At 73.6% G+C, this 15,773-nt stretch carries 22 protein-coding genes; 5 read left to right on the top strand and 17 right to left on the bottom strand.

Annotated features, from left to right (window positions below; genetic code table 11):
- Nucleotides 1-20: 20 nt before the first annotated feature.
- Together ACFPBZ_RS08355 and ACFPBZ_RS08350 are read right to left on the bottom strand one after the other, a co-directional pair.
- Nucleotides 21-1,070, bottom strand: a complete 1,050-nt coding sequence (locus ACFPBZ_RS08355; RefSeq protein ID WP_378035555.1) for an esterase/lipase family protein — start codon at nt 1,068-1,070, stop codon at nt 21-23.
- A 50-nt stretch (nt 1,071-1,120) separates the two neighbouring features.
- Complete coding sequence (locus tag ACFPBZ_RS08350; protein WP_378035554.1) at nt 1,121-1,546, bottom strand: cupin domain-containing protein; 426 nt, start codon at nt 1,544-1,546, stop codon at nt 1,121-1,123.
- Nucleotides 1,547-1,640: 94 nt separating this feature from the next.
- On the opposite strand from ACFPBZ_RS08350, the gene ACFPBZ_RS08345 reads away from it, so the two are divergent.
- From ACFPBZ_RS08345 to ACFPBZ_RS08335, 3 genes are all read left to right on the top strand, one after another.
- A complete protein-coding gene (locus ACFPBZ_RS08345) occupies nt 1,641-2,654 on the top strand; it encodes a helix-turn-helix transcriptional regulator (protein ID WP_378035553.1) in 1,014 nt (337 codons plus the stop codon).
- Nucleotides 2,655-2,841: 187 nt separating this feature from the next.
- Nucleotides 2,842-3,054 (top strand): hypothetical protein, encoded by a 213-nt coding sequence (locus tag ACFPBZ_RS08340; protein ID WP_378035552.1) that lies wholly within the window; start codon nt 2,842-2,844, stop codon nt 3,052-3,054.
- Nucleotides 3,051-3,587, top strand: a complete 537-nt coding sequence (locus ACFPBZ_RS08335) for a hypothetical protein (protein ID WP_378035551.1) — start codon at nt 3,051-3,053, stop codon at nt 3,585-3,587. Before ACFPBZ_RS08340 ends, ACFPBZ_RS08335 begins: the two co-directional genes overlap by 4 nt.
- A 45-nt stretch (nt 3,588-3,632) precedes the next feature.
- Here the strand turns inward: ACFPBZ_RS08335 and ACFPBZ_RS08330 are convergent, their stop codons facing one another.
- The 13 genes from ACFPBZ_RS08330 to ACFPBZ_RS08270 all read right to left on the bottom strand — a co-directional run bounded on the left by ACFPBZ_RS08330 (nt 3,633) and on the right by ACFPBZ_RS08270 (nt 12,714).
- On the bottom strand, nt 3,633-3,944 hold the full coding sequence (locus ACFPBZ_RS08330; protein ID WP_378035550.1) for a gas vesicle protein K: 312 nt from the start codon (nt 3,942-3,944) through the stop codon (nt 3,633-3,635).
- A complete protein-coding gene (locus ACFPBZ_RS08325) occupies nt 3,937-4,200 on the bottom strand; it encodes a gas vesicle protein (RefSeq protein WP_378035549.1) in 264 nt (87 codons plus the stop codon). Before ACFPBZ_RS08325 ends, ACFPBZ_RS08330 begins: the two co-directional genes overlap by 8 nt.
- Nucleotides 4,197-4,952 carry a GvpL/GvpF family gas vesicle protein gene (locus tag ACFPBZ_RS08320; RefSeq protein WP_378035548.1) on the bottom strand — a complete coding sequence of 252 codons (756 nt, stop codon included), beginning with the start codon at nt 4,950-4,952 and terminating at the stop codon, nt 4,197-4,199. The genes ACFPBZ_RS08325 and ACFPBZ_RS08320 overlap by 4 nt, the downstream gene beginning before the upstream one ends.
- Nucleotides 4,949-5,467, bottom strand: a complete 519-nt coding sequence (locus ACFPBZ_RS08315) for a gas vesicle protein (RefSeq protein WP_378035547.1) — start codon at nt 5,465-5,467, stop codon at nt 4,949-4,951. Before ACFPBZ_RS08315 ends, ACFPBZ_RS08320 begins: the two co-directional genes overlap by 4 nt.
- A 33-nt stretch (nt 5,468-5,500) precedes the next feature.
- A complete protein-coding gene (gene gvpO, locus ACFPBZ_RS08310) occupies nt 5,501-6,553 on the bottom strand; it encodes a gas vesicle protein GvpO (protein WP_378035546.1) in 1,053 nt (350 codons plus the stop codon).
- A complete protein-coding gene (locus tag ACFPBZ_RS08305) occupies nt 6,550-6,798 on the bottom strand; it encodes a gas vesicle protein GvpG (RefSeq protein ID WP_378035545.1) in 249 nt (82 codons plus the stop codon). Before ACFPBZ_RS08305 ends, gvpO begins: the two co-directional genes overlap by 4 nt.
- Nucleotides 6,788-7,612 (bottom strand): GvpL/GvpF family gas vesicle protein, encoded by an 825-nt coding sequence (locus tag ACFPBZ_RS08300; protein WP_378035544.1) that lies wholly within the window; start codon nt 7,610-7,612, stop codon nt 6,788-6,790. The genes ACFPBZ_RS08305 and ACFPBZ_RS08300 overlap by 11 nt, the downstream gene beginning before the upstream one ends.
- On the bottom strand, nt 7,609-8,004 hold the full coding sequence (gene gvpJ / locus ACFPBZ_RS08295) for a gas vesicle protein GvpJ (RefSeq protein ID WP_378035543.1): 396 nt from the start codon (nt 8,002-8,004) through the stop codon (nt 7,609-7,611). The genes ACFPBZ_RS08300 and gvpJ overlap by 4 nt, the downstream gene beginning before the upstream one ends.
- Before the next feature lie 95 nt (nt 8,005-8,099).
- The gene (locus tag ACFPBZ_RS08290) at nt 8,100-9,335 is read right to left on the bottom strand and encodes an SRPBCC family protein (RefSeq protein WP_378035542.1); all 1,236 of its coding nucleotides are present in this window, start codon (nt 9,333-9,335) and stop codon (nt 8,100-8,102) included.
- The gene (locus ACFPBZ_RS08285; RefSeq protein WP_378035541.1) at nt 9,328-10,209 is read right to left on the bottom strand and encodes a hypothetical protein; all 882 of its coding nucleotides are present in this window, start codon (nt 10,207-10,209) and stop codon (nt 9,328-9,330) included. Before ACFPBZ_RS08285 ends, ACFPBZ_RS08290 begins: the two co-directional genes overlap by 8 nt.
- Nucleotides 10,210-10,675: 466 nt before the next feature.
- Complete coding sequence (locus tag ACFPBZ_RS08280) at nt 10,676-11,332, bottom strand: PadR family transcriptional regulator (RefSeq protein WP_378035540.1); 657 nt, start codon at nt 11,330-11,332, stop codon at nt 10,676-10,678.
- Nucleotides 11,329-12,312: a ParA family protein gene (locus tag ACFPBZ_RS08275; RefSeq protein ID WP_378035539.1), complete on the bottom strand. Its 984-nt coding sequence runs from the start codon at nt 12,310-12,312 to the stop codon at nt 11,329-11,331. The genes ACFPBZ_RS08280 and ACFPBZ_RS08275 overlap by 4 nt, the downstream gene beginning before the upstream one ends.
- Before the next feature lie 141 nt (nt 12,313-12,453).
- Nucleotides 12,454-12,714: a hypothetical protein gene (locus ACFPBZ_RS08270; RefSeq protein ID WP_378035538.1), complete on the bottom strand. Its 261-nt coding sequence runs from the start codon at nt 12,712-12,714 to the stop codon at nt 12,454-12,456.
- 130 nt (nt 12,715-12,844) lie between these two features.
- Here ACFPBZ_RS08270 and ACFPBZ_RS08265 point away from each other — a divergent pair, with 130 nt between their 5' ends.
- Nucleotides 12,845-13,123, top strand: coding sequence for a hypothetical protein (locus ACFPBZ_RS08265; RefSeq protein WP_378035537.1), 279 nt, complete (start codon nt 12,845-12,847; stop codon nt 13,121-13,123).
- Between the two features lie 128 nt (nt 13,124-13,251).
- Entirely contained in the window at nt 13,252-13,638 is a 387-nt protein-coding gene (locus ACFPBZ_RS08260) for a cold-shock protein (protein WP_378035583.1), read from the top strand.
- Nucleotides 13,639-13,662: 24 nt separating this feature from the next.
- Here the strand turns inward: ACFPBZ_RS08260 and ACFPBZ_RS08255 are convergent, their stop codons facing one another.
- Both ACFPBZ_RS08255 and ACFPBZ_RS08250 read right to left on the bottom strand, forming a co-directional pair.
- A complete protein-coding gene (locus tag ACFPBZ_RS08255; protein ID WP_378035536.1) occupies nt 13,663-14,175 on the bottom strand; it encodes a DUF2771 family protein in 513 nt (170 codons plus the stop codon).
- Nucleotides 14,172-15,734 carry an MFS transporter gene (locus ACFPBZ_RS08250; protein WP_378035535.1) on the bottom strand — a complete coding sequence of 521 codons (1,563 nt, stop codon included), beginning with the start codon at nt 15,732-15,734 and terminating at the stop codon, nt 14,172-14,174. Before ACFPBZ_RS08250 ends, ACFPBZ_RS08255 begins: the two co-directional genes overlap by 4 nt.
- Nucleotides 15,735-15,773 lie beyond the last annotated feature (39 nt).

Raw genomic sequence — 15,773 nt, 5'->3', positions numbered from 1 at the left:
CGGGGCCACGCCACCGGGGCTCAGCGCTGCGCGGGGGCGGCGGAGCGGGCGTAGGGGGCGAGGGCCGGCTCCGCGGGGACGAAGGGACCGGTGGCCAGCGCGGTCCCGGCGGAGGCCACGAGACCCGCGAAGTCGGTGGGGAACGTCAACGGGTTCACGCCGGGCTGGAAGGGCTGCAGGCACACGCGGCGGTCGATCCGGGCGGGGTTCGCGGGCCCCGGGTGGTCGAAGGCGTCGACGGCGAGCGCGTAGGAGACGGCGTCCGCGGTGCCGACGAGGAAGTGGTCGGCGAGATGGGTGGGACCGCAGACCGCCTGCAGCGAGGTGTTGCTGACGTTCGCGCCGCCGCCGCGCAGCGGGGAGTTCGCCGGGGGCGTGGCGTCCACCGGGATGCCGCGCGGGGTGTCGAGGTTCGGCACCACGATCTCGTCGTAGATCGTGAAGGCGACCGTGTAGTCGACCTCGGGGAAGGTCTCGCCGCCGGCGTTGAGCGCGGTGAGGAAGCGGCTGCCCTGACGCTGCTGCCAGATCGAGGGCGGGCAGACGCCGGGGGCGCAGACGAGGTCGGCGTCGACCGTGCCGCGGTTGGACGGGGCGAGGGCGACGTAGTCGTCGACCTTGCTGCGGGTGTCGGGGAAGAACTTGAACGCCCAGCGGGCGATCATCCCGCCCTGGCTGTGGCCCAGGAGGTCGATCCGGCGGCCGCCCGCGCGGTCGGACATCGTCCGGATCGCCGACACGACGTACTCCGCGGCGACCTGGATGTCGCCGAGCGCGTTCTGCGGCAGCGTCACCGAGCAGAACGGCCGGCCCGTGGCGGTGAACGCCCGGACGTAGTTCCAGCGGAACTCGGCGGGGGTCAGGGTGGTGCCGGGGATGAGCAGCACCGGCGTGCGGGCCGCGAGGTCGCCGTGGCAGTCGAGGCTGCGCGCCAGCGTGGCGGCGGGGACGCTCAGGGCGGGCCCCCGGTCGGCGGGCGCGGGGTTCGCGGACCCCACGCCCGCCCCCGTCGTCACCCCCAGGCCGAGGAGCAGGACGACGAGGAGGAGCACGCGGCGGGCGGACGGCACGTGTCGTCGAACGAGTGACGACCCTTTCCGGTACTGCCGCCCGCGCGCGCTCAGGCGGGGAGGATCGCCACCCCGTGCGCCTCGGTGTGCGCGGCCAGGGCCGCGGGGTCGGGCGGGCCGTCCGCGGTCAGGCGGCTCATGCCGCGCAGGAACTCGATCTGGCCGCGCCCGGTCACCGTGACGACCATCCGGGCGGGGACACCCGAGTCGTTGCGGTAGCAGTGCGGGGTGCCCGCCGGGACGAACACGGGGCCGTCCGACACGGACTCCTCCGACTCCCCGGCGACGATCGTGACCGTCCCCGCGACGACGTGGAAGAGCTTGTCCGCGGTGAGCGTGTGCCGGGGTGATCGCGCTCCGGGCCCGAGGCGGAGCTCGAACTGCTCCCAGGCCTCACGGGTGTCGTCCGCGGTGGCGAGGACGACCGCCTGGGCGCCCATCAGGGGGAAGCTGTCGAGGTTCTGGGTCATCATCATGTACTCCCGGTGAGAGATGGTGTGTCATCGACCTCTCGAAGGTAGTAAGGCGGAGGGTCTCGACCCCATCCCCAGTCCCAGGGGGGTACTCACCGTGATCGATCTCGATCCCGAGGGCGGGCACGTCGCCGTCCGCGACCGGGCGGCGGCCGCCCTCGCGGCCGAGGTCGGGCACGACCTCGCGGTCTGGGCGACGGTCGACCCGGCCACCGTGATGACGACGTCCTGCCGCCTCTACGGCGCCTCCCGCGACCGGGCCCTGGAGGCCGACGTCCTCGCCCACGAGTACGCGCCCGATCCCGACGTCCTCTGCTACGCCGACCTCGCGGCGGGACCCCTGGTCGGCACCGTGCACCGCGCCACCGCCGGCGACCCCGCCCGCAGCGCGCGGCACCGGGAGGTCCTCGCCCCCCGCGGCTTCACCGACCACCTGCGTCTCGTGCTCCACGACGGCCGCACCGCCTGGGGCGTGGTCGACCTCCTCCGGGCCGGCAGTGTCTTCGACGACCGGGAGGTCGCGACGGCGGTGGCGGCCGGCCGTCCGGTGGCGCTGGCCCTGCGGGCGGCGATGACGAGCGCCCGGGCGGCGGGTGCCCCGACGGACGCCGTGACCGCCGCGGTCGACGTCGAGGGCTCGGGCCTCGTGCTCTGCGACCGCGACGGGCGCGTGCTCGAGGTGAGCGCGGAGGCCCGCGAGCTGCTGGGCGCCGAGGACCTGCCGGCCGCGGTCACCGCGCTGGTCGCCGCCCGTCGGTCGCGCGCCCCGAGACCGCCGAGCCTGAGCGCCCCGACGGTGGCCGGGCGGTGGCTGACCTTCGCCGCGACCGATCTCGGCGCCGGTCACGTCGCCGTGGTCGTCGACCCGATCCGGCCGTCCCGCTTCGCCGACGTCGTGGCGCGGGCGCGCGGCCTGTCCGGCCGCGAGCAGGAGGTGCTCGCCGAGCTCGCCCGGGGGCGGTCGAACAAGCAGATCGCCCGGGCCCTGCGCCTGTCGGAGTGGACGGTGCAGGACCACGTCAAGGCGGTGCTCGGGAAGTTCGGCGTCTCCGGGCGCAGCGAGCTGCAGGCCGCCCTGTACTCGGGGCACTACGCCCCGCTGCACCCCTGAGCGGGGAGTGCTTCGACCGCACGGGGGAGTCGTTCGCGAACGGGCGACGACAATTCATCGTCAGTTGTTCGCAATCGGTCCAACCGTCGCGGGAATCGTGAGTAGCGGTATCCCGGGGCGGGTGCGGGCCGTAGTCTCGCGCGCACGGCGTCGAGGCCGACGACCGCGCGACGCGAGAGGACACGACGTGGCCAAGAAATCCGGCGACCGGACCGACGAGGTCCTCGAGGGACTGCAGCAATTGGTCGATGCCGGTCGCGTGGCCGAGGTCGAGGAAATGCTGACGACGATCGTCGAGACCGAGCCGGAGAAGGAACCGACCGCCAAGGAGCGGGAGACGCGGTCCTACGCCGAGGGGATGCGCGACGGGATCTCGCTCGCCCGCGGACTCTCGTCGTGAGCACGGCCACCGCCGAGGCCCCGACACGACGCACGAAGCCGTCCCGGCCGTCCAAGCCGTCGACGTCCGCCGGACCGACCACGTCGTCCGGCCCCCGGAAGGCGCAGACGCCGCCGGCACCCGAGGACGACGGCCGGGTGCACAGCGCGACGCTCTCGGAGAGCCTCCAGACGCTCGCGGCCACGGCCCTCGATCGCCTGGCGGGAGCCGCGGCCGACAAGGTCGAGGAGCTGGCGGGATCGCTGAGCAGCCTCGCCGCCGACCCCTCGAAGCTCCTCAGCGGGGCGCTCGGTGGCGCGCTGGGCGGTGGCGGCGTGCTCGGCAGCGCGGTCGTCGCGGGCGGCATGGCCAAGCTGCAGGGCAAGAACCCGGTGACGGCGGCCCTCAAGGCGGGCGTGGGCGCCATGAGCACGAAGACGAAGGTCATTGTCGGGCTCCTGCTGATCCTCACCGCCGTCCTCGCGCCGGTGGTGCTGCTCGTGGTCGCCCTCGGCTTCGTGATCGCGGCGATCGCGGGCGCGGTCTCGAGCTGACGGCGGTCGGCGTCCCCCCGGGGCGGTCAGCCGCCCCGGGGGCGTTCAGCGGTCCCGGGGCAGGAGCGGGCCGAGCGGCCCGAGGTCGAGGTTGAGGTCCTCGGGCGTGAGGTCGAACTGCTCGGTCAGCTCGTCCATGGCGTCCTGCAGGTGCATGAGCGCGTTCCCGAGGTCCTCCTCCTGGTCCTCGGTGAGGTCGCCCTGGTCGACGCGGCGGATGGCCTGGCGCTCCATGAGCTGGCGGAGCAACTCGACGATCGTGAGGACGAGCTTCATGAGGTCGCGGCGCACCGCGTCCTTGTCGATCTCCACGCGCCGCGACGGTCCCGCCGAGCGCGGCTCGTCCGGCTCAGCCATCCCCCGCCTCCAGGGCGGGCCGGTCGACCACGGCCGTGACGTCCCGCAGCGGGCCCGCCGTCGACTCGACGGGGGCGATCGAGGTGATGAGGGCCCGCAGCGACACCCGGACGAGGTCGACGCCCGCGAGCGAGATCGTCAGGTCGCCGACGAGGACGACGCCCCCGGCGAGCAGCCGGTCGAGGAGGTCGACGAGGGCGACCTCCTGGTCCCCGAACAGCGACGCCGGTCGGAACTCGTCCTCCCGGGGCGTCATGCCGACTCCCCCCAGCGGACGAACGAGTACGGCACCCAGGGCCCGGTGAGCTCCAGTCGGACGTCGTCGCGGCCCGCCCACGACTCCACGAGCTCGCGGAACGCCGCCGCGTCGGCCTCGGCGACGAGGTAGGCGCCGTTGAGGACCATCGGGTCGCTCGCGCCCGACAGCGACGCGTCCTGCAGGCGGTGCCGCCGCGAGTCGGAGGCCAGCGCCTCGGCCGCCTCGTGGAAGCGCTCCGCCGCGTGGATCGCCGCCTCCTGCGTGTCGTTCCCCTCGCGCAGCGCCCGGCGACGCGCCCGCAGGTACTCCGCGCCCGAGCGGGGCCGCTCCTCCCGTTGCGCGCGGCGGGCCGGCGCCGCGAAGGCCTTCACGCCCCACTCGCCGCGGCCGGCCAGGCGATCGAGGACGCGCTCGAACGCGGGACGACCCGCCTCCAGGACCTCCCGGACCCGGTCGTCGTCGAAATACACCGTGGCCAGGGCCAGCGGTGCCACGACGTGGACGTGCCCGACGGTGTCGACGACGTGGTGGTGGGCCCGCACCGTCGCCTCCAGCCAGACGAGGTCCTCCAGGTGCTCCTCGAGGGCGCGCGTCTCGAAGTCCGCCCGGTCGACGTCGGACGTGACGGCCTGCAGGTCGCCGGAGGCGACCAGCCGCACCGGGCCCCCGTCGATCCCGACGAGGCCGTCGAGCTGCGCCGGGTCGGCGCCGCGCGTGACGGCGTAGACGTAGCTGAGCGAGTCGCTCACGCGGACCCCCCGCCGGTGTCCCGCCGGGTCGACCGGCGGCGGCGCGGAGCCGGCTCGGGTTCGGGTTCCGGCTCGTCCTCGACGATGTCGGCGTCGTCGATGTCGGCCTCGTCGGGCTCCGCCGCCGGCTCCTCGACGTCCTCGACCTCGGGCTCGGCGTCGTCGAGCTGGGCGGCGGGCCGACCCTCCAGCGCCTCGAGCCGCTCGCGGAGGCGCCGGTTCTCCTTCTCCAGCTCGGAGTGGCCGGAGGACAGGGTGGGATCGCGCTCCCACCAGTCGATCCCCATCTCCTTGGCCTTGTCCACCGACGCGACGACGAGTCGCAGCTTGATGGTCAGCAGCTCGATGTCGAGGAGGTTGATCTGGACGTCGCCCGCGATGACGATGCCCTTGTCGAGGACGCGCTCGAGGATGTCGGCCAGGTTGGTGCCGCCCCCGCCGTTGCTGCTCGGGGCCGGCTGCTGCTGCTGGCGGGCCGACGGCATCCGGCCGTTGTAGCCCACGGGATCACTCATCGGACGTACCGCCTGCCCGGCCCTGTGGCCGCGTCATTCGTCGTCACTGCGTCCACGGACGTAGCGCTTGACCCGGCGGTAGCTGACCAGCTCACCCTCGGTGTCCATCTCCGCCTCGTAGACCGCCAGCATGTCGGTCGACGACGGCACGCGGCGCGCCTCGACCACCTCGAGGCCGACCGTCCAGCCCTCGTCCTCCCGGCGCACCGAGGTCACGCTCTCGGTCTCCTTGCCGGTCATCTCCATGACCTGCTCGGCCGCCCAGCGGGCCACCTTGCGGGCGGGGATGCGCTTCGGCGTCGGCTCGGGTTCCGGCTCGGGCTCGGGTTCCGGCTCCTCGTCCTCGGGCTCGCCGTCGTCGACGTCCTCGGGCTCGCCGTCGTCGACGTCCTCCTGCTCGACGACGTCGTCCTCCTGCTCGACGACGTCGTCCTCGGGCTCGTCCTCGAGGTCGTCGTCAACGTCCTCGGGCTCGTCGTCGACCGGGCGTTCGTCCTCGTCCGGGGCCTCGGCCGTCTCGTCGACGGGGCGACGTCGCCGGCGGGGGCGTTCCTGGTCGGTGGTGTCTTCCCCGTCGGAGGTCGCGGTGCGTCGGCGGCGGGGGCGTTCCTGGTCGGTGGTGTCTTCCCCGTCGGAGGTCGCGGTGCGTCGGCGGCGGGGGCGTTCCTGGTCGGTGGTGTCCTCGCCGTCGGAGGTCGCGGTGCGTCGGCGGCGGGGGCGTTCCTGGTCGGTGGTGTCCTCGCCGTCGGAGGTCGCGGTGCGTCGGCGGCGGGGGCGTTCCTGGTCGGTCGTGTCCTCGCCGTCCGAGGACGCGGCCCGACGGCGGCGCGGTGTCGCCGACCCGTTGCCGTTCGACGAGGCCGTGCGGCGTTGCCGCGGGCGTTCCCGGTCGTCGGCGGGGGAGGCGTCGGCAGTCGAGTCGTCGGCGGGGGAGGCGTCGTCGGGCCCGTCCTGCGGCGTCTCCGCCTCGTCCGTCGCGGCGGCCCGGCGGGCGCGTCGGGGACGTGCGGACTCACCCGAGGAGGCGCGTCGGCGTCGGGGCCGGTCGCGCTCGTCGGTCTCCTCGCTCTCCGTGGAGGCGCTCATCCCTGTCCTCCTCCGATGAGTCGGGACAGCAGGACCTCCTGCTGCTCGTCCCGCTCGTCCTCGGTGATCTCGCCGTTCTCGAAGGCCGTGTCGAGGGCGTCGATCTCGGCCCGGATCACGGCCGGGTCGTTGAGGCGGCGGTCGACCTCCCCCTCCACCTGTTCCGCGATCCAGACGACACCGCGGACCGGGGCGAGGGGGAGCAGGAGCAGCTCGGTGAAGAACCCCATGAGTTCAGCCGTCACCCCCGTCGGGCGCCTCGTACTCGGGCAGGAAGTCGAACGCGGCCGTGGGGCCGACGAGCCGCAGGGTGACCCGGCCCTCCCAGGCGTCGCCGAGGTCGTCGACGGCCCGCTCGAAGTCGGTCCGGTGGTCCTCGCGCACGAGGAACGCCACGTGCACGGCGCCGTTCTCGCCACCCGCCTCCTTGACCACGGTGGAGACGGCGAACCGCTCGAGCGCGTCGAGGGTGGCGTCGGCGTCCTGCTGGCGCAGGCTGTCGAACGCGTGCGAGATGGCCTCGCCGAGCTTGATGCGGTCGTAGTAGGCGGCGTCCTCGTCGACCCCGGCAATCTGCCGGCGGAGCCGGTCGATCTCCGGGTCCTCCTGCACGATGCGCGCGAGGACGGCCTCCTGCACGTAGTCGCCGCGCAGGTTGAACTGGGTCAGGCCCGTCATCTGCTCGAGCGCGCGCACGAAGTAGTCCTCGTGGGGCGCGAGGAGCTCGTCGGCCACGGCGTCGTCGTCGGCCACGACGGCCCCGAAGCGCATCGGGAGCACCGCCGAGTTCTGGGCGAGGGCGTTGAGGACCCGCTCGTGGGCGGTGAGGTCCTTGCGCGTCCCGAGCGGGCGGTCGGTCGCGACGTCACTGACGACCGCGGCGACCCGGCCCGACGTGACGAGGCCGAGACCCTCCTCGCCGTCGTGGGGGACGGGCTCGAGGTCCTCGGGCAGGCGGGTGCCGGCCGGGACGATCCCGTAGACGTAGGAGCCCACCGCCTCGGTGGTGGCTGCGGGCTGTTCCTCGGTGGTGGTGTCCATGTTCGCCTCCCCGCTCATCGACGGCTCTTCTGCGAGGTCTGCTTCTCGTCGTCGGTGCCGCGGATCTCGTCCCACTTCTCCTTGCCCGCGTCCAGCATCCCCTTGGTCTTCCCCTTCGCCCCGCCCTGGGTAACGCCCTGCGTCATGTCACCCATGAACTGGCCGAGGTCCTTGCCGCCCTTCTCGTGCAGATCGAGGCGGTTGGTCGCCTCGGCGAAGCGCAGGTAGGTGTCGACGCTGGCGACGACGATGCGGGCATCGATCGTGACCAGCTCGATCCCCACCAGCGAGATCTTCACGAAGATGTCGATCACCAGACCCTTGTCCAGGATCAGATCGAGAATCTCCGCCAACTGGCCGGACGGCTCCTTCTGGACGCCGCTCCCGCCCTGACGCTGGCTGACCGTCATCGGCTCTCCTCACGTTGCACGGACGACGGTCCGGGCCCGGCAGGATGCCGGACCCGGACCGGGGACGCCACCCCCGGAGGGGCGGCACGACACAGCTAGACCGCGGCCTTCGACCGCCGGCGTCCACGACGCGGGCGGGGCTCAGGCTCCTCCTCGGGGACGTCCTCGTCGACCGGCTCGTCCTCGGGCTCCGCCTCGTCCTCGGGCTCGTCGACCTCGTCGGCCGGCTCGTCCTCGTACTCGTCCTCGGCCTCGAGGGGCTCGCCGTCCTCGTCGACCGGCTCGTCCTCGTACTCCTCGTCCGCGTCGAGGGGCTCGCCGTCCTCGTCGTACTCGTCCTCGGCGAGCTCGTCGTCCTCGACCTCGTCCTCCGGGGCGAGCTCGTCCTCCTCGGACTCCTCGGACGACTCGAGGGCGGCCTGCTCCTCCTCCATGGCCTCCTCGTGGGTCTTGACGACCTCGCTGTCCCGGATCTCGCCGCGCCAGCCCTCGAGCTCGTCCCGGTTGATGAGGGTGTCCATCATGACGTGACGGCAGAAGTGCTTGAACTCGAGACGGGCCCGGCGCCCGACCGCGCGCCAGAGGTTGCCGGTCTTCTCGAAGAAGCCCTGCGGGTAGTACTCGAGGATCAGGATGATGCGCGTCATGTTCGACGCGAGCTCGTGGAACGAGACGAATCCGTCCGCGTAGCCCTTCGCGCCCGACGCGACCCAGAGGATGTGCGAATCGGGGACCTGCTCGCGGATCGTGGTGCTCCACGAACGACGCGACCAGAACACCTTCGCGGTCCAGGTCGACTTCTCGTCGGACTCCTGGTTCACGCTCTCGAGCCGCTTCATGAAGCTCGGGAAGTCGGCGAACTGCGTCCACTGGTCGTACGCGACCCGGATCGGCACGCCGACGTCCTGGGTCTCGTAGATGTTCATGAACTTGAACTTGCCGCGGGCCCCACCGGCCCCGCCGCCGCCGGACGAGCCGTCGCCGTCGCCGTCCGCGTCCTCGTCGTCGTCGTCGCTGCCGCTCATCCCGGGGATGACGTTGCCGATGGCGTCCTTGACCTTCGACGCGCCGGACTTCAGGGCGCCGCCGATGCCGCCACCGCCGCCGCCCTCCTCGTCGTCGTCGTCACCGCCGCCTCCGCCGAAGACGGAGCCGATCCCCTTGCCGCCGTTCTCGGCGACGTCGGTGAGCCGGTTGGTGAGCCCGTCGACCTGGTCGATCGCGGCACCGACCGCCTTCTGCGACGCGGCCTTGAGCAGCGTCCGGGCGGCGTCCTTCAGGCGGTCGACCGGCAGCGAGCTGCCGTTCTGGTTCTCCGTGGTCTCAGTCATCCGAGCGCGCACCCCCACGACGCCCGCCACCACTGGCGGCGGCGGTCCGCGAACCGGACCCGTTGGAGGTCGTCCGCGAACCGGACGACCCGTTCGACCCGGAGGTCCGGCCCGCCGTGCGCGAGCGCGAGGACCGGGTGGTGCCCGAGGACCGGCCCGAGGAGCGGGTGCCCGTGGACTTCGTGGACCCGCCGCCCTGCCGGCGGCGGGCCGGGGCCTCGTCGTCGGCGTCGTCGTCGTCCTCGGCGACGGGTGCCTCGTCGGCCTCCTCGGTCTCCGGGGCCTCCTCGTCGGCGCCCTCGGTCTCGTCGACCTCGTCGTCCGCGAGCTCGTCGTCCGCGAGCTCGTCGTCGGTCGGCTCGTCCTCGGCGACCTCGTCCTCGGGCTCCGGCTCCGGCTCGGGGGCCCGGCGCTTGCGGCCGGTCGCCTTCGAGGCGGCCCCACCGACGGCACGGCCCGCGCCACCCGCCACGTCACCGACGGCGCCGGCGGTCTCCCCGACCGCGTCGCCCGCCGCGCCGGCGGTCTGCCCGGCGGCCTGCCCGGCGGCGTCCGCGGCACCGGCCGCGGGCTTGCCGAGGTTCTCGACCCGGTCGACGAGGCTGTCGGTGAGCGACTCCAGGCGCGAGCTGGCGACGGCCAGCGCGGCGTCCTTGCCGGCCTCCAGGAGGCGCCCGCGCACCGCGTCGTTCAGGCGCTGCACCTCGGGCGACTGACCGGCGAGCTTGCCGACCATCGACAGCAGTTCCGCCGGGTCGGTGGAGATCTTCTTGCCGGCGAGCGCGCCACCGACCACGATGGCGAGCTTCAGTTTCTTGGTGCGTCCCAAGAAGTATCCGGCGACGATCGCAGCGGCCAGTTTCGGCGCATTCATGTCTCGTTCCTCCGTCCGTCGACCGTCCTTCGACCGCCGCTCGGTGCTGTGCGTCCGACCGGCGTACCTGGGGTAGGGACCGCCGACGAAACTCATGATCCACATGTGCGGCGGACCACAGTCCGCCGCAGTGCGGGGCGGACACTACCTCTGTGGAGTGACGATGGCGCGAGGTGCAAAAAGATCAATGTGCGCATTACGTCATGTGGCCCACGAGGCCACGCATTCGGCTTCTTAATCGGCGCGAACGGCCGTCGGGAATCGTGTGGCAGCCGTGGGCCGGAAGGCGAAATCCCGGGGCATCCGGACGTACGGGCCTCTCCGGGAGGAACTGTTCCGCGTCGAGTCAAGGTAGCAGGATTAGGCCGTTCGGGGGAACCCCTGAGAGGCTTCGAATCGCGCGCCTGGGCCGTCCGGGCAGGCGACCCGTCCCGGCGGCCGCATCGGACCCCCGGGAGCGGCCACGTCATTCGGAGTCGTTCAGCGCGATCACGCCGTCGACCGCACGCGCGAACGTCCGCCACTGCCGGACGCGCGCGTCGACGGCGCGTCGGCCGGCCTCGGTGAGGGCGTAGCGCGGTCCGCCGCGGGGTCCCGGGGCGACCCGGCGCAGGAGCCGGTTGCGGGTCAGCCGGTGCAGCGTGGTGTACATCGTGCGCTCGGGGGCCTCGAGGGTCCCCCCGCTGCCCGCGTGCAGCCGCTCGATGATGCCGCGGGCGTGGTTCGGGCCGGGTACGAGAGCGGTCAGCACGAGGAAGTCCACGTGCTCCCGCGAGGTCACGCGTGCCATGCCCCACCTCCGGTTTCCGGTCGACCCGCGGGTCGGCGCCTTCGATCCGCCGGTCGACGGACGCGCCGGGGTGGCGACGCGTGCGGCCGGGGGTGCCGCGGGCCTGGTGCGGGAGGGGCTGTCGCCCGGCGGGGTCCCGTCGGGGGTGGTGCCGCGCGCGGTCGTCGCCCGGTGCATGCGCGGCGCGTCGTCGTCGGGCGGGGACGTGGCGTCCCCGGGGGGCGGCGGGGCGGGGTCCGGGCCGTCGTCGGTCTCGCGTCCACGCCGCGGGAGCAGCCCCCGCAGACGCGCGCTGGCGGGCTCGCCGAAGGCGGCGGACAGGTCGAGGGTCATGGTGCGACCTCCGTGGCAGTGCGTTGCTCCGGGATGGCGTCCGGCCCGGGGGCCTCCGTCGCGTCCTCGGTCTCGCGCAGGGCGGTGAGCAGCTCGACGGCCAGGTCGCGGTAGTCCTCCGCGACGCCGGCGGCGGTGGGCGAGACGCGGGGGCCGGTGGTGCCGCCCTCCCGCAGCGCCGCCCACCAGGCCGGTTGGGCCGCGACCTCCCGCTCGAGTTCGTGGGCGAGCTTGCCGAGTCGTCGCGCGTCCTGGGCCGTGCGCTCGGCGTGGCGGATCGCGGTGTCGAACAGGGGCGAGTGGCCGCCGAAGGCCCGCTCGACGGCGTTCCGGACCTCGGCGTGCACCGCGCGCGAGCGGCTGCCGGTCCCGAAGAGCACCGCCCCCAGGAGTCCGAGGCGCGGGTTGAGCTCCCGGGCGAGGGTGAACCGCTCGCTCACCAGTCGCATCCCGAGCAGGCCGGCCACGTCGGAGCGCGTCGGCATGAGGACCCAGCGCGCGGCGGCCAGCGCCAGGTCGGTGAGGATCGTCGACTCCGGGGGGCAGTCGACGAAGACGATGTCGTAGTCGGGCGCGACGGGGGCCAGCGCGGCGGCGAGGGCGAGGAACGCCGGACGGCCCTCGTCCTGCAGCCGCCCGACCATGAGCGGCACCAGGTCGGAGAGCCGGGCCCCGCCGGGCACCACGTCGAGCCCCGGGCGCACGTCGGGCACGGGGACGAGGGCGGACCGCCCGACGAGGCTCATGAGGAGGCCCGCGCCGTGGTCGTCGCGGTCGTCGTCGCGGAACCCCAGGTCGTCGGCGAGGTTCGCCTGCCGGTTCAGGTCGACGAGCAGGCAGCGGTAGTCGGCGGCCGCGAGCTGGCCGGCGAGGTTCGCGACGAGCGAGGTCTTCCCGACGCCGCCCTTGTCGTTGACCATCGCGATGACCCGTCCGAGGGCGTCCGGTGGAGGGTCGGCGGCACCATCACGGTCGGGCACGGGCGGGAGCGTGACAACCGCGTCGGCACCGACACAAGGTCGCCACGCATTCACACCCGGGATTGGACCGACCGCCGGGGTCGCTACTCCCCGGTGGCCGTTCTGTACTGTTCCGTTCGGCGTAGTTGACGGGCGAATGCGTCAACGCGGTTTCGCCGCCGCCTTGCTGATGTATTTCTCGACGACCTCGCGCGCCTCGTAGATCGTGCGCGCGCCGCCCCACACCGAGACCTCCAACGGGTTGTGCGTCCAGCCGCCGGGAGGCATCCGCGTCCCGAGCGTCAGACGACCGACCTGGCGGTCCCACAGGATTTCGGCCTGGAGCCCGCGCGGGTCGTCCCAGCGCCACGAATAGCCGTATTCCTCGTTCTCCTCGAGAACCTCGAGACCGTCGATGTCCATCCGTGCTCCTCGGTGTCCTCGGCGACCTGACGCCCTAGGATCGGCCCGCGCCGCGACCGGGAGTGTGCACCGATCGGCCCATTTCTCCTCGCGGGCAGCCCAACGTCGAACCGTCGATCAGAGGAACTCCGTGACGACGTACGTCCATGTGGCCCAGATTCCCCTGACACTCAAGTTCGAGGAGCCGCACGACGCGGTGCTCGACCATTTCCGTGAGCTGATCACCGACGGGGCCGTCCACCGCTACGAGGTCGGGCCCCGGAGCTCCGTGGTCGTCAACTACGGCGTCGTCGCGGCCGTCACCGTCACCGAGGGCCACCGCGCGCTCGACGTCTCCGAGCTGCACCGCGGGCTCCCCGCGACCATCGGCGACGACGACCCGGGCGCCCCCGACCGCGTCGAGACCTGACCGCCGGGACCCGACCGCGCCGGGGTTGATCTCGGGAGACCGGACGCCGGGCGAGGGATACGATGGACCCACGCGCCCCGGCGATCGCCGGGGCGCGTTTCTCGTCGACGAGAGAACGGGTGAGCACGGTGCCGACCGGCAAGGTCAAGTGGTACGACGCCGAGAAGGGGTTCGGCTTCCTCTCCCAGGAGGAGGGGGCCGACGTCTACGTCCCCAAGGGGTCGCTGCCGCGCGAGGTGGAGGCCCTGCGGGCGGGCCAGCGCGTCGAGTTCGGGATCGCCGAGGGCCGCCGCGGGCCGCAGGCCCTGCAGGTCCGTCTCGTCGACCCGCTGCCCTCGGTCGCCGAGGCCAAGCGCCGCTCGCCCGACGAGCTCCACGGGCTCATCGAGGACATGATCAAGCTCCTCGAGGTGAAGGTGCAGCCCGACCTGCGGCGCGGCCGCTACCCCGACCGGCGGAGCACCAAGAACCTCGCCGAGGTGGTCCGCGCCGTGGCCCGCGAGCTCGAGGGGTAGCTCACGCCGGCCCGGACGGGTGGCTCACGCCAGGGCGGTGAGCACCCAGGTCGAGCGGGTGGAGAACAGGGAGCCCTGCGCCGTGGCGACCTGCGCGGCCCCGAACTGCTGGACCTCGACGCGCTGCAGGCGCCAGCGGTCGTCGGGAAGGGTCAGCCGGAAGGTCGCCCGGGCGCCGGGGGCGAACACCTGGCTCCGCCCGCTCTGCTGGGCGCCGTTCTCGTCGAGGTAGGCGAAGGCCACCTGCCACGGGGTGGCGAGGACGGCGTCGGGCACGGTCACGTCGACCGTGGCCCCCGCCGGCAGCGGCAGCCCGGCCACCGCGGAGGGCTCGGTGGTGCAGTCGGTGACCTGGAGGTCGCAGTAGACGGTGGGCTCGGCCTCGATCGAGGCCCCGGCCACCGCGAAGGTGACGTCCCCGGGGGAGTCGGGGCCCGAGGTGACGACGAGGACGGTCACCGTCACCGCGACCACCACGACGATCGCCACCACGGCGAGCCACACCCACCGCGGGACCGCCCGGAGCCTCGTGATCACGCGGCGGACCGCCGGCGGGGGACGAGGGAGCGGCCGCGCGAGGTGAGCACGGTCTGCACGGTACCGACCGCCAGCACCGCGCTGATCACGGTGAACCCGATCCACCACGTGGGCGGCAGCAGGACCCCGAGCGCGCCGCCGAACACCCACGACAGCTGCAGGATCGTCTCCGACCGCCCGAAGGCCGACGCCCGGGCGGACTCCGGCATGTCGCGCTGCACCACGGCGTCCAGGCAGACCTTGAGCAGGGCCGACGAGGTCGCCCCCACCAGCCCGACGACGGCCGCGGTCGCGAGCCCGACGACGACGGCCGCGGTCACCGTCGCGGCCAGCGTGGCGACGAGCGCCGTGATCAGCAGCACGTCGGGGCGCTCGAAGGTGCGGCGGGCCCCGAGCGCGTTGCCGAGGAAGCCGCCCGCCCCGGCCGCCGCCCCGACGACGCCGAGGAGCAGCAGCTGGCGTCCGGGCGTGCCCTCCGTGGCGGCCTTGACGACGAAGGCGGCGAAGAGCGTGAGGAACCCCGTGAGGCTGCGGATGGTGCCGTTGGCCCACAGCGCCGTGACCACCTGCGAGCTCATCGGGACGCGGGGCCGGCGGGCCCGGCGGGTCCCCGGCCGCCGCACGAGCACGGTCTCCGTCTCGCCCTCGGTGACCTCCACCCAGCGCGGGATCCGCAGGCACAGCCACACCCCGACCCCGCAGATCGCCGCGGTGAGCCACGCGGCGCCCGGCGAGCCGAACAGGTAGGAGACGCCGGCCGCCAGCGCGCCGAACACCCCGGAGGCGACGAGCCCGAAGACGGTGAGGCGGGAGTTCGTCGTGACCAGCGTGATCCCCGGCGGGAGCACCCGGGGGGTCACGGCTGCCTTCAGCACCCCGAACGACTTCGAGAGCACCATGATCCCGAGCGCCGCCGGGTAGAGCGCCCAGGTGTCCATGTACAGGGCGAGGACCACCGCGAGCACGCCCTGACCTGCGGTGGAGAGCGCGAGGGCGAGGCGGCGGCCGCGCTGGATCCGGTCGAGCAGCGGGCCGATGACCGGGGCGACGAGGGCGAAGGGTGCGACGGTGATGAGCAGGTAGAGCGCGACCTTGTCCTTGGACTCCGCGCTCGCCGCGGAGAAGAACAGCGTGTTGGCCAGGGCGACGGCGAGGGTGGCGTCCGAGGCGTAGTTGGCCATCCAGGCGTAGGTCAGCGCGGTCAGCCCGGAGCGGTCGGCGCCGTCGGCGGACGCGGCCCGGTGGAAGGCGCGGACCCCGGCCCGGGTGAGGGTGCGGGCGCGCCACGCCGCGACGCGGGTGACGGTGATCTTGCGGGGGCCGGGGTCGTCGTCGTCCTGGCCGGTCAGCCGCCGGGTGGTCGTGTCGGCGTCGTCGTCGGTGTCCGCGGTGGCACCTTGCCGACCCTCGGTGTCCGCGGTGGCACCTCGCTGCCAGGAGGTGTCCGCACTGCGGCCATGCTGACGCCCGGTGTCACGATCGCCGCCACCACGGCCGCGCCGCCGCCCCGCCGACCAGCCGGGGCGGGCGTCGTCCGGGGCGGGATCGGAGCGGGCCACCGGCCCATCGTCGCCCACGGGCCCCCGGCCCGGGGAAGC

Source organism: Actinomycetospora atypica, from assembly GCF_042653685.1.
In the GTDB taxonomy this organism is placed as follows: domain Bacteria; phylum Actinomycetota; class Actinomycetes; order Mycobacteriales; family Pseudonocardiaceae; genus Actinomycetospora; species Actinomycetospora atypica.
The sequence above is the reverse complement of the archived record's forward strand: the minus strand, read 5'-3'. Positions and strand labels throughout refer to the sequence as shown.